This window comes from Fibrella rubiginis, from assembly GCF_017353185.1.
GTDB lineage: Bacteria > Bacteroidota > Bacteroidia > Cytophagales > Spirosomataceae > Fibrella > Fibrella rubiginis.
Map to the genome: position 1 here is coordinate 177,771 of NZ_JAFMYV010000006.1, position 12,897 is coordinate 190,667.

7 protein-coding genes are annotated in these 12,897 nt (G+C 54.4%); 2 read left to right on the top strand and 5 right to left on the bottom strand.

Annotated elements, in window-relative coordinates:
• Positions 1-174: 174 nt before the first annotated feature.
• The gene (gene lacZ / locus J2I47_RS13285) at positions 175-3,441 is read left to right on the top strand and encodes a beta-galactosidase, LacZ type (protein ID WP_207365082.1); all 3,267 of its coding nucleotides are present in this window, start codon (positions 175-177) and stop codon (positions 3,439-3,441) included.
• Positions 3,442-3,491: 50 nt separating this feature from the next.
• Positions 3,492-4,970 carry an amidase gene (locus J2I47_RS13290; protein WP_229374588.1) on the top strand — a complete coding sequence of 493 codons (1,479 nt, stop codon included), beginning with the start codon at positions 3,492-3,494 and terminating at the stop codon, positions 4,968-4,970.
• Between the two features lie 156 nt (positions 4,971-5,126).
• Here the strand turns inward: J2I47_RS13290 and J2I47_RS13295 are convergent, their stop codons facing one another.
• From J2I47_RS13295 to J2I47_RS13315, 5 genes are all read right to left on the bottom strand, one after another.
• Positions 5,127-6,872 carry a RagB/SusD family nutrient uptake outer membrane protein gene (locus tag J2I47_RS13295; RefSeq protein WP_207365084.1) on the bottom strand — a complete coding sequence of 582 codons (1,746 nt, stop codon included), beginning with the start codon at positions 6,870-6,872 and terminating at the stop codon, positions 5,127-5,129.
• Between the two features lie 16 nt (positions 6,873-6,888).
• Positions 6,889-10,152, bottom strand: a complete 3,264-nt coding sequence (locus J2I47_RS13300; protein ID WP_207365085.1) for a SusC/RagA family TonB-linked outer membrane protein — start codon at positions 10,150-10,152, stop codon at positions 6,889-6,891.
• Between the two features lie 323 nt (positions 10,153-10,475).
• Positions 10,476-11,366 (bottom strand): hydroxypyruvate isomerase family protein, encoded by an 891-nt coding sequence (locus tag J2I47_RS13305; protein WP_207365086.1) that lies wholly within the window; start codon positions 11,364-11,366, stop codon positions 10,476-10,478.
• A gap of 113 nt (positions 11,367-11,479) precedes the next feature.
• Positions 11,480-12,199 carry a 3-keto-disaccharide hydrolase gene (locus J2I47_RS13310; RefSeq protein WP_207365087.1) on the bottom strand — a complete coding sequence of 240 codons (720 nt, stop codon included), beginning with the start codon at positions 12,197-12,199 and terminating at the stop codon, positions 11,480-11,482.
• 160 nt (positions 12,200-12,359) lie between these two features.
• Positions 12,360-12,830: a hypothetical protein gene (locus J2I47_RS13315; RefSeq protein WP_207365088.1), complete on the bottom strand. Its 471-nt coding sequence runs from the start codon at positions 12,828-12,830 to the stop codon at positions 12,360-12,362.
• Positions 12,831-12,897: the final 67 nt, after the last annotated feature.

A 12,897-nucleotide genomic window follows, 5' to 3' on the forward strand; every position in this document is an offset into this window, starting at 1 on the left:
AGGCACACAGAGCTTTCGCTTTCTGTTACACCAATCTATAAATGAACCTCTGTGTACCTCTGTGGACCCTCTGTGTAGCTCTGTGTTACAACCCTTCCTCCCTTTTCTCCTTTCCTCCTTTCCCCCCTTCTCCTTATCTTCCGGTTTGTTTTGCAACTACCCTCCCGTTCCACTATGCCTACACACTACCCTCATCACTATACGTTTACGTTCTTACTGCTGGTTCTGGCCTCATGCACACTACCAGCCCATGCCCAAACCGACAACGCTGCCTTTTGGGAAAACCCGAAAATCAGCAGTCAGCATACCGAACCACCCCACGCCACCCTATGGCCCTACGCTACTGAACAGCAGGCCCTTACCGCCGACCGATCTGCGTCGACTATGATGAAGCTGCTCAACGGCAGCTGGAAATTCAGGTGGCTGAAAACGCCCAAGCTGGTGCCGGCTACTTTTTCAGACCCCGGCCTGAACGACAGCGACTGGGACAATTTACCCGTACCGTCGAACTGGCAGGTGGTGGGTGCCCGCGAAAGCCGCAACCCCGGCTATGACCGGCCCATTTTCACCAACATCAAGCACCCCTTCCCGGCCAATCCGCCACTGATTCAGGCCGACACCAACGCCGTAGGCCTTTACCGCACCCGGTTTACGCTGCCTGCCAACTGGTCGGAGCGGGAGACGTTTATTCATTTCGCCGGGGTGCAGTCTACCTGCCGGGTGTTCCTGAACGGTAATTACATCGGCTACCACGAAGACAGCATGACCCCCGCCGAGTTTCGGCTGACCGACGCACTGCGCCCCGGCGAAAACGTGCTGGCTGTGGAAGTCATCAACTGGTCGGACGCGAGCTATCTGGAAGATCAGGATTTCTGGCGACTGGCGGGCATTTTCCGCGACGTGATGCTGATCAACAAGCCGCGCGTACACCTCCGCGACGTGCAGGTAGCTACCGACATGGAAGACCCTACCTACCGCAACGCCACGCTGAAACTGACCACCTACGTGCGTAACCTGACGGGGTCGACTATGCCGGCCTACATTGTGAAAGCTACACTGTATGACCCTAAGCAGCAGGTAGTCTATACGGCCAACCTGTCATCGGCCAACGCCGTGGGGTCTGATCAGGAAAGTCTGATTCGGGTGAACCAATACCTTAACAATGTACAACTATGGTCGGCGGAGACACCAAATCTCTACACGCTGACCCTGCAACTGATGGGTATCGACGGCGTGGTGCAGGAGGCCATGAGCCAGAAAGTGGGTTTCCGCGAAATGGAAATGCGCGGTGGGCAGCTGCTGGTGAATGGGCAACCCGTCACGTTCAAGGGTGTCAACCGGCACGAGTTTGACCCCAACACGGGCCGCGTGATCAGCCGCGAAAGCATGGTGAAGGACATCAAGCTGATGAAGCAATATAACATCAACGCCGTGCGCACCAGCCACTACCCCAACGTAACGGACTGGTATGACCTCTGCGACGAATATGGCCTCTACGTGATTGACGAGGCCAATATCGAGAGTCACGAGCTGTGGTATAAAGGGTATGACCTGGCCGAACGCCCCGAATGGCGCGATGCGTTTGTGGCGCGGGGCCGGGCCATGGTCGAGCGCGACAAAAATCACCCGTCGATCATTATCTGGTCGCTGGGCAACGAAACCAGCATGGGCAAAAACTTCACCGACATGGCCAGCATCATGAAGCAGGTAGACCCCACGCGCCCTATCCACTACGAAGGCCGCAAGCCGTACCTCCAGAGTACACTTTCCAGCTTCGACATTATTTCGACCATGTACCCGTCTGTCGATGACATGATCCGGCTGATGGAAAAGGACCCCACCCGGCCCGTGATCGTCTGCGAGTACGCCCACGCTATGGGCAACAGTGTAGGCAACCTGAAAGACTACTGGAACGCCATCGACAAGTACCCGCGGCTTCAGGGCGGCTTCATCTGGGACTGGGTAGATCAGGGATTGATGTTGCGCGACAAGAAAGGCAAGTACTACACCGACCACATCAACTACATCGACGGGGCCAACGCCTGCGATGGCCTCGTTAACCCGGACCGTACCCCCCAACCCGAACTGAACGAAGTGAAGCGGGCCTACAGCTACGTAAAATTTGCCCTGCCCGCGCCGCTGTCGGCCACCGAAACGAAAGTAAACATCCGGAATACGTATGATTTCCAGGGGCTCGACAACCTGAAGCTGGTTTGCAAGCTCATGCGCAACGGCGAAATGGTGCAGCAGGGCACCGTACCTACGCTGGCAGCCCGGCCCGGTCAAGCGGTGCAGGTCACCATTCCCTACACCATTCCGGCAGCGCGGGAGGCAGGCAGTGAGTACTTCCTGGTGCTGAGCCTCCAACTAAAACAGGAAACGCCCTGGGCACCCGCCGGGCATGAAGTAGCCGCGGAACAGTTTCCTATCCATACCGACACGCCCATGCCGCCGGTGGTGAACATCGGCCGCATTCCGCAACTGAAATACGTACCCACCCCCAACGGCATAGCCCTGCGTGGGGCCGATTTTGGCATTGTGTTCAGCAAAGCGGCGGGGGGCATTACCCAGTGGTTATACAAAGAAAAAAACCTGCTGAGCAGTCAGGCGGCGGGCGGTATTCTACAGCCCAGTTTCTGGCGCGTACCCACCGACAATGACGAAGGCGGCGGTGACAAATCCTACGCCGCCCGCTGGCATAAGGCGGGTCTTGACCACCCTACAGTATCACCAGTTGATATGCAGATCGAAAAAATAGGTTCACAACGGGTGCGGATTATGTGCGTCAACGACATCATGACCAAAGGCGGCACCCTGCGCCAGAAGACAGAATACATGGTCTACGGCACCGGCGACGTGATCGTGTCGACCACCTGCACCGCCCCAAACAGCACCACCCTGCCGCCCATGGCCCGCGTGGGCATGCAGTTGACCCTGCCCGCCAGCATGAGCAGCCTGACGTGGTATGGCCGTGGACCGTTCGAGAGTTATCAGGATCGCAAAGACGCGGCTTTTGTGGGGCAGTATAGCGGCAAAGTGGCCGACCAGTATTTCCCCTACACCATGGCGCAGGAGAACGGCAACAAAACCGATGTTCGCTGGGCGCACCTCACCGAAGCGGGTAATGCAATGGGCCTGCTGGTAGTGGCTGAACCAGCCGGCGGTTCGGCCCTGATAAACATTAACGCCCGCGACTACACCGACGCGGCACTGGTAGCGGCCAAAAACCCGCACGCCCAAACGGTAGAACACGGCAACACCACGCTGCTCAACATCGACTACGGGCAAATGGGCCTTGGCGGCGATGATAGCTGGACGCCCCGCACCCACGCCGAATACCTGCTGCCCGCCAACAGATCGTACATCTACTCGTTCCGCCTCCGCCCCACCGACTCCCGCACCGACCGCAAGGAAGTAGTGACGATGGTGCTGCCACGATAAATTTAATGTACAATGAATAATGTACAATGTACATTCCCTCCCCTACCCCTATGACCTTCTCTGAATACCGCCAGCATGATGCCCTGGCACTGGCCGAACTGGTACGCAAGGGCGACACCACGCCGGGTGAACTGCTTGATGTTGCCATTGCCCGCGCCGAGGCCGTGAACCCCGAACTGAACGCCATCGTAACGCCCCTCTACGAACAGGGTCGCCGGATGCTGGATCAGCTACCCACCAACGCGCCGTTTCGGGGAGTACCATTTTTGTTGAAAGATCTTGAGCTGGAGTGGGCCGGTACATCCATGAAATCGGGGTGTAGAGGCTATGCCGGATACGTTTCGGCTACGGACAGTTACGCCGTGACGCGCTACAAACAGGCCGGGCTGGTCTTTTTTGGCAAAACAAATACCCCCGAATTCGGCCTCACGCCCTACACCGAATCGGAGTTGTACGGCCCGGCGCGTAATCCCTGGAACCCAGCCTATTCGCCGGGGGGCAGCAGCGGGGGATCGGCGGCGGCAGTGGCAGCGGGCATCGTACCAGCCGCTTCGGCCTCTGACGGGGGTGGCAGCATCCGTATTCCGGCGTCGTGCTGCGGCTTGTTTGGGCTGATGCCCTCGCGGGGAAGAGCATCGCTGGGGCCGGGCTTTGGCGAAATGTGGCAGGGTGCCGTGCGTAGCCACGTGGTGTCGCGCACGGTGCGCGACAGTGCCGCCCTACTTGATGTGTCGGCAGGTATGGCCCCCGGCGATCCTTACGCACTTGGCCCAAACGCCGACACCTTTCTGAGTCAGGTGGACCGGGAACCGAGTAAACTACGCATTGCCGTCACTACGCAACACCCGTTTCCGGGGCAGCAAACCCACGCGGAATGCGTACTGGCGGTGCAGAAAACGGCCAAGCTGCTCGAAAGCCTGGGTCATAGCGTTGACGAAATTGCGCTGCCCTACGACCAGACAGTTTTGAGCGAAGTGTTCCTGACGATGGTATTGAGCGAAACCGGAGCTACCATCCGCGAACTGAGCGATTACCTGAAACGTCCCGCCCGTCGCGACGACATGGAATTGAATACATGGGCGCTGGCACGCATTTCGGAAGCTTACACGGCGGTAGACAATTCGTACCAGAAACGCCGCTGGAATGCCCTCTCGCGGCAGATGGGACAACTCCACGAACGCTTCGACCTGCTGCTCACGCCTACCCTCTCGCGCTCACCCATTCGCATTGGTGCATTGCAAAACTCCGCCGCCGAAACCCGGACGATGAAGCTGGTAGATGCCCTGGGTGGACTGCGTTTTCTGAAAGGCAGCAAACAGATTGACCAACTGGCCGAAAAGTCATTCGGCTATATTCCGTTTACGCCCATTGCCAACATGACCGGCCAACCGTCTATGTCGGTTCCGCTCCACGTCTCTGCCGACGGTCTACCCGTGGGGTCCATGTTGACCGCTGCCTTAGGTAACGAAAACCTGTTATTTCAACTAGCCGCGCAGTTGGAGGGAGAGTTTTTGATACATAAAGGGTAACTAATGAGCTGGTGGCTGATGCGCGGCCCACACCAACATCTAGCCACACGCCAACCGAAATCAACGTAAATAGCTAGTCTCCGCTAATTATAATTTCCAGCAAAAAAGGCCCCTCAGCAGACGCTGAAGGGCCTTTTTACAATAAAACTAAACTACTCAATAACCTGGATTCTGCTTCAGAACTGTATTGCCCTGATAATCGATCTGCGTTTGCGGGATCGGCATGTATTCATCTTTACCCGCTGTGAATTTGGCACCGCCATAACCTACTGATAGTTTTCCTGACTCGTAGGCAAGGAATGCGTTCAGTACCGGTGCGGCAACACCCCAGCGTACGAGGTCATAGAAGCGATGACCTTCACCGGATAGCTCCAGCTTCCGCTCGAACTGTACCGCCGTGCGGGCGGCAACCTTGTCGGCGAAGGGCACTGTATACTGGGCAATCACGTAGTTGGCGGCAGGTTTACCATCGGCACCTTTCACGAAACCGTCGGCGTTGGCCGCACGGGCACGTACCTGATTGATGTATTTCTGGGCCGTGGCCAGGCTACCTACTTCAATTTCGGCTTCAGCGGCCATCAGTAACACGTCGGCAAAGCGGATGATGTTGTAATTGATGGCCGAATAACCATCCGTCCATGAGCTACCATCAGTCAAAGTTTTGTCCTGCGATTTGTAGAAGACAAACTTCTTGGGTGAATACGGTCCGGCGAAACCCTGATCGCGAATCCAATCGAAACCGGGGTGTGGCTGCCAGTCGAGGTACGGAATACCCCGACGACCAATTGAATGGTCAAGGCGGGGGTCAACCGGGTTCGCATCAGGCGTAAAGGGATCTTTCGAGGCAAGGCCCTGGTCTGTTTTCAACTGGTTCGCTCCCGTATTATACGATCCATCGAGCAGGGGCAGACCGTTGGCGTTGGTACGGAACGAGTTAGCCAGTTCGAAGCTGGGCGCAAAGAATCCGCAGCAACCCGCCGGGCCATTCGAGCCGGTGTTGTAGGGGAAATTCAGCACCAGGTCGGGGTTGGCATTGTCTGAACTACCTGTATTAGCCGCTGCCTGCATAGCGAAGACTGATTCTTCGTTGTTGTCAAATTCAGCGTTAAACACGTTGGCGTATTTAGCTACCAGGCCGTATTTCTTACCTCCCGACGTAACACCATTGGCAATAATCAAATCGAAAAGGGCTTTCGCTTCGGCGTATTTCTTTTCGTACATATACGCTTTGGCCAGATACGATGCCGCCGCCCACTTATTGGCACGACCAACAGCCCCCTGTGTAGCGGGCAGGTTGTCATAAGCATATTTGAAGTCGGCCTCAATATTGGTCCAGATATCCTTATCGTTGGCTACCTTTTCAATACCAGTGCCATAGTCCAGCGTTTCGTCAACGTAGGGCACCATGTTGAAAGCCCGCTTCAACTCAAAGTAGTAGTGACCCCGCAAAAAACGAGCTTCACCTGCAATCCGCTTTTTGTCAGTATCCAGTACTTCAGCCGACGCCGATGGCAGGGCGCGCAACACAGCGTTAGCCCGGCTAATGCCTTCATACATAGCGTTCCACTTGTCATTTACCTGACCGCTGCTGGGTAGTAGTTCGTAACGCTGGAAAGGAGTCAGCGCGTTGAAATCACCAGCATTAGACCCTTTGTTGGCCTCACCGCCCGAAATACTACCCCGTGCCCAGTTGTTGGAACTGGCCGATTGGGTAAACCCACGGGCATTCAGCTGCGAATAGCTACTGATTAGTAAGCCATCAAGACCTGCCAGCGACGTCAACTGTGCACTGGCCAGCTGCCCCGTCGCCGGGATATTAAGAAACTGATCATTACAGGCAAACGTAGTCAGCACCAGCAGTGCTGTAGCTACCGTTCCCTTTCCGATGTATGTTGTTTTCATGGTTGTTTGTTAGGTCTTAGAAACCAAAGCTGATTTGGAAGTTGTACCCCCGTGTTACCGGATAGTTACCAATGTCGATACCGAAGTTAGAGTCAGCCGCACCACCTACTGCCGGGTCCAGGCCGGTGTATTTGGTCACGGTAAACAGGTTGGTAGCCGACACACCGAGGCGCAACCGGCTCAGACCAGTGTTACCCAACAGCCGGGAGGGGAACGTGTAGCCAGCCGAGAGGTACTGCATCCGCAGGAACGAACCGTCTTCTACGTAGTATGAGTTCGACTGTGTGTTGGTGCTGAAGTTAGACGCACTCTCGAAAATGGGGATAGTCGTGTTGGTGTGGGTTGGCAACCACGAGTCTTTCACCCGTGCGCTGACGGCCGCACCCGAAAACGACGTATAGAAATCGGTGAACCAACGCGAGTTGTTGAAAATCTTGTTGCCCAGCGACGTATACAGATAGGTGTTAACGTCGAACCCGCCGTAGCGCACCGTAAGCGTTACACCACCCGTGAATTTCGGTACAGGGCTACCCAGATAAACCCGGTCGGCGTCATCGATCTTGCCATTACCATCAGTGTCAGCATACCGGAAACGACCTGGGCCTGCGCCACTTTGCGTCGGTGCGGCGGTCACCTCTTCTTTACTGTTGAAAAGACCAATCACCTTGTAACCGTAGAACGATGAGATCGACTGGCCTGGCTCGTTACGTACCACGTTGGTGCTCAAACGCGTACCACCCGAATAGAAGTAAGGTGTGCCAGGGGCTAGCGCCTCAATTTTGTTGCTCAGGAAGCTACCAATGGCTGTTACTTCATACCCAACTTTCGGCGTCAGGTTACCCCGCGTGATTACTGTGATGTCGATACCCTGGTTGCGCATCTTGGCAATGTTTACCGACGGAGCATTAGCCCGCACACCTACTACACCCGGCAGACCCAGTTGGAACAACAGGTCGCGGGTATCCTTCCGCCATACGTCGAGGATCACTTCCAGTTTGTTGTTGAAGAACGAACCATCGAAACCAATGTTTGACGTGATACTGGTCTCCCACTTAGCATCGGCGTTACCAATCCGGCTGCGGTAGAAACCAGCCGTAGCAGCCGTGTTAGCTCCGTTGATGTCATAGCCATTACCAGCGTTAGAGGCGAACAGGTTATACTGGTTGTTGGGATCTACGTTGTTCGAGTTACCCATCAGACCATAACCACCCCGGATTTTCAGGTCCGACACCCAGGGCAGGCTCTTCATGAAGGCCTCGGACGAAATGCGCCATGCTGCCGAGAAAGCAGGGAAAACGCCATACTTGTTGTTGGCGCCAAACTGCGATGAACCGTCGCGACGGATCGTACCCGACAAAATATACTTGTCGTTGAGGGCATAGCGAGCCTGCGCAAACGTCGAAAAGAAGTTAACCCCAAGGCCATAGCCGCTACCCACCTGCCGCGTGGCACCTGGCGTAGTCGAGCTGATTGTCACGTAGTTAGGATCCGTTGTGAACGGATTTAGACCTGACCCGTCGAGACCCCGACCCGAACCAGTATTTAAGGCTTCAACACCGACCAAGGCATTGATGCTATGGATGCCAAACTGCTGCCTATACTGTGCCGTGTTGGTAAACGTCCAGGCCAGGTTATAGCCCGATCCTTCGCCGTAGGTGAAGTTGGTACCGTTCTCTGAGTTTTCGTATTGCGCGCGGCTGTAGAAGTTATAATAGTAGTTCCGATATGAGCCACCAAGGGTGCTGCGCAACGTCAGGGCCGGAATCACATCATATTCTAGGTAAGCGTTACCAAAGCCCACCAGATTGGCATTCAGGTTGTTCTGCTGCCCGTCGCGGTTGGCCACCGGGTTGCGGGGGTTGTTGAAGCCAGGCGCTGCTGTGCCCGCGTAGCCACCAAATGAGTTGTATACTGGAATGATCGGTGGCATACGAAACGCCTGCAACACGTCATTTTCCTCGGCCGCTACGTTCGACCCGTTACCCCCACCCTGCTGACCGCGGGTAGACAGGTACGTAAACTGGATGTTTTCGCCAAAACGTATCTTTTTGGTAATATCAAACTCCGTGTTGGCCCGTAGCGAGTAGCGCTTGAAGTCATTGTATTTTACAATACCGGCCTGCTGCTGCATACCCAGGCTGATGTAGAACCGGCTGTAGTCTGAACCACCCGAGAAACCAAGGGTGTGGCGCATGAGGGGGGCCGTACGTGTAATGGCCTTGTACCAGTCTGTACCTTCTTTGTTGGCCGGAATGACTAAGTAGATGGCACCATTGGCAGGATTAACGTTGTACTTCTTCTGTTCAGCCGCCAGATCCACGCCACCCGTAACGCCCGACCGGTTACCTACCAGCAGGTATTCAGGCAATACGGGCGTTTGTCCCGTGCCATATTGACCGCCAGCGAGGTTAGTGAAACTGTCGGGGCCGATGGCCTCACCTGCCTGATACTTGTCGTTTTTGCGCGACTGCCAGGTCCAGTCGGCCTGTTCCTGCGGATTCAGAATGGGCTGGCCTTTACCAGGATCGGTAGCACCAAACAGACCGTCGTAAGATACGCTCAGCTTCTGCGCCCGGCGCTGTCCTTTTTTGGTGGTGTACACAATTACACCGTTGGCAGCCCGCGCCCCATAGATAGAAGCCGAAGCCGCGTCTTTCAGTACCGTCGTGTTTTCAATGTCATCAGGCACCAAAAAGTCGACATTTTGGGTTGGTACGCCGTCTACCACATACAGTGGCTGGTTACCACCAAAGGCACCGAAGCCCCGCACCCGAATCTGGCTGCTGGTGCCGGGTTGGCCATTGGTAATCACCGTCAGACCCGATACCCGACCCTGCAATTGCTGCTCTACGTTGCCCGATGGTACGGCCTTCAATTGCTGCGGCTGCACCGTCGACACGGCCCCCGACGTTTCACGGCGGCTATCAGTCGAGTAGCCCGTTACGACTACCTCGTTGAGCGAAGTGGCATCTTCATCCAGTGAGATATTGATCGTGTTTTGACTACCTACCGTTACTTCCTGGGGCGTATACCCGATAAATGAAAAGACAAGAACAGCATTATCGGGGACACTAATGCTAAAATCACCAGTTGCGTTGGTCACTACCCCCCGGGTGGTACCTTTCACGGTAACGTTAACGCCAGGGAGACCTTCTTTGTCGGCTTTGCTGGTGACCCGCCCTGTTCGGGTGGTACCCTGCGCCATTGCCAGTCCACTCATGACCAGCAAACCCAGCAAAAGACAGAGGCCCATCAATCTGGATATATACGTGTTTAACATAGCTTGAGAGTTGTAGGTTAAGGCAGCCTGTGCTGACTGCCAACCCCAAAACTATCACTACACTATTGTTCCACAATGCCCATAACACATATAGAAGAAATAGTTATACTCCCAGCCTAAAAAACGTTAATTTTTCATCAAAAAGTGCAAACTATGGTTTTTTGGTTACTTGAGTGTATTTCCACAAACGTTACCCACTACTCAAGTAAGTGGTTGAGTAAGTCAGGAACAACACGTTTTTAGAGTGAAATTCAGAAAGTATGTCCCATCAAAAAAGGCCCCCAATCAACTGGGGGCCTTTTTTGATGGGACATACTTTCTAACTACACATCGCACAGCATCACGGCTTCGCGGAGACTGGTGAGGGGGTCCCGTTTGGGAATAAATTCCTGTGCCACGTAGCCTTTAAATCCCGTAGCCACAATAGCCTGCATCACCGCCGGGTAGTAGATCTCCTGTGTCTGATCTATTTCGTTCCGACCTGGGTTTCCGCCCGTGTGATAATGCCCAATGTACTGATGGTAGTTACGAATGGTGCGGATGATATCACCCTCCATAATCTGCATATGGTAGATGTCGTAGAGCATCTTGAATTTGTCTGAACCTACCTTCTTGCACAGCTCAACACCCCACAGCGTATGGTCGCACATATAGTCTTTGTGGTCAACCTTGCTGTTGAGCAGTTCCATGATCATCGTAACACCGTATTTTTCGGCGCTGGGCATCAGGCGTTTCAATCCCTTGGCGCAGTTTTCCATCCCTTCGGCGTCGCTCATACCCCGGCGATTGCCCGAAAAGCAGATCACGGTGGTCATACCCGCCGCTTTAAGTTTTGGAAAGATCCCTTCATAACTAGCCACCAGCTCGTCGTGCAGCTTGGGGTCGTTAAACCCTTCGGTAATGCCTTTTCCCGCACCCCATGGCAGGGCCGAGGTGAGTCCGTGCTGCTTCAGCGTAGGCCATTCTTCCGGCCCAACCAGATCAATTGATTTGATACCCATCTCTTTCGCCGACTTGCAGAGTTCATCGAGGGGTATTTTCGAGTAGCACCACCGGCAAACCGAATGGTTGATGTTTCCTTTCAGCGCAGTCAGGGCTGTCCCGTAGGCAGCGCTTGGTTCAGACTCGTTCATGAGTTGGCTGGCGAGCGAGGGTACCGCCGACAGTGTCAGGGCAGTACCGGTCAGGTTTCGAATGGCGTTTCGGCGTTGCATAATTCAATGAGTGAATAAGTGACTGAGCGATTGAGTGAACGATTCGTCGATATGACCGAATGGCTGAGATGCATCATCCTATTCACTCAATCGCTCATTCACCAATTCACTCCTTAAAGTTCGCGTATGCGAATATTACGGTACCAGACCTGATCGCCGTGGTCTTGCAGGGCAATTTTTCCGGTGTTGAATTTACCGAATCCTTCCCAGCCTTTGAATTTGCTGTTGGCCACCATAGCGTCCCACTCGGGGCCGGAGGTAGGGTACTCGGCAATTTTTTTACCGTTCAGGTATTGTTCGGCCTTGCCGTTATTGATAATCAGGCGGGCCTTGTTCCACTCGCCTGCGGGCTTGGCCGCATTTGGGGTAATAGGTTTTTGCAGGTCGTAGAGCGCCCCGGCGGTGCGGTTGCCATCGCGCCCCTGCTTGGCATCGGGATGGCGCTCATTATCGAGCACCTGCATTTCGGGTCCTGTCTGGTAAGTGGCCTTGTACTTAGGGTCTTCATTTACATGGTAGATGATACCGCTGTTGCCCCCTTCGGCAATTTTCCACTCTATTTCCAATTCAAAGTTGCCGTACTCTTTGTCGGTTACCAGGTCACCAGCGCCGCGGCCACCCGTAAAATGGATAGCCCCATCCTCAACGGCCCATTTCTCCGAAACAGGTTGACCCGCCTTCTGAAAAGTATGCCACCCGGTCAGTGTCTTACCGTCGAAAAGGGTTTGCCATGGTTTTTTTGCAAGGCCTTTTTCGGGTGTAGCGGCTTGTGCAAGTGGGTTGCAGAGTGCAAGTGCCAGCAATGCCAGCACAGAAAGTTTGAGTTGTTTCATACGAAGATGCGCAACGGTTTGCGTTGCGCGATTATAACGTAAAGGCAACGGTTGGTATGTTATAACGGTACAGCATAAAAAAAGCGGCTTGCCATCTCAGGCAAGCCGCTTTTCTAAAGTAGACAATAGTACGTTGTAAGTCGGAGAACGACTCTCGCCCCTATTTGTCTGTTTCTTTACCTTCCTTGTTGTTATATCCCTGATTGTGGGGATCGTATTGGGTGTTGGGATTGTCACCCTGCTCCAGATACGTTGCGTCGCCCCGATGCAGGAGCGCTTCGTCAGACGGGTTGTCGGGTAGCGACTCCAATTTTTTGGCTTCACTTTCGGTCATGGGGCGGGCCATTTTGGGATTAAGCTGATCGGGGTCAACGTCCCATTCCTGGTACGTACCCGCGCTCTCACCACCTGGTGCGTCAGGATTGTTGGCATCTTTGGTGACAATCTTGCTTTGAGCAGTGTCAACCATATTCTGGCCATCCATATCTATCCCCGATGTGCTGTCGTGGTATACGTTGTTGCCCACCCCTTCCGATTCGTGGCCGTAGTCGGAAGTGCCGTGTTGGTTGGGGTCTTTAGAATAAAATTCAGAATCAACCTGATCGGGATCGAATGGTGATTTGGTTGCCATAGCGTTGAGTGGTTTATATGTATGTGTTATAAACCCCATCAGCGTGGCAGATGTTTTACAGTAACGT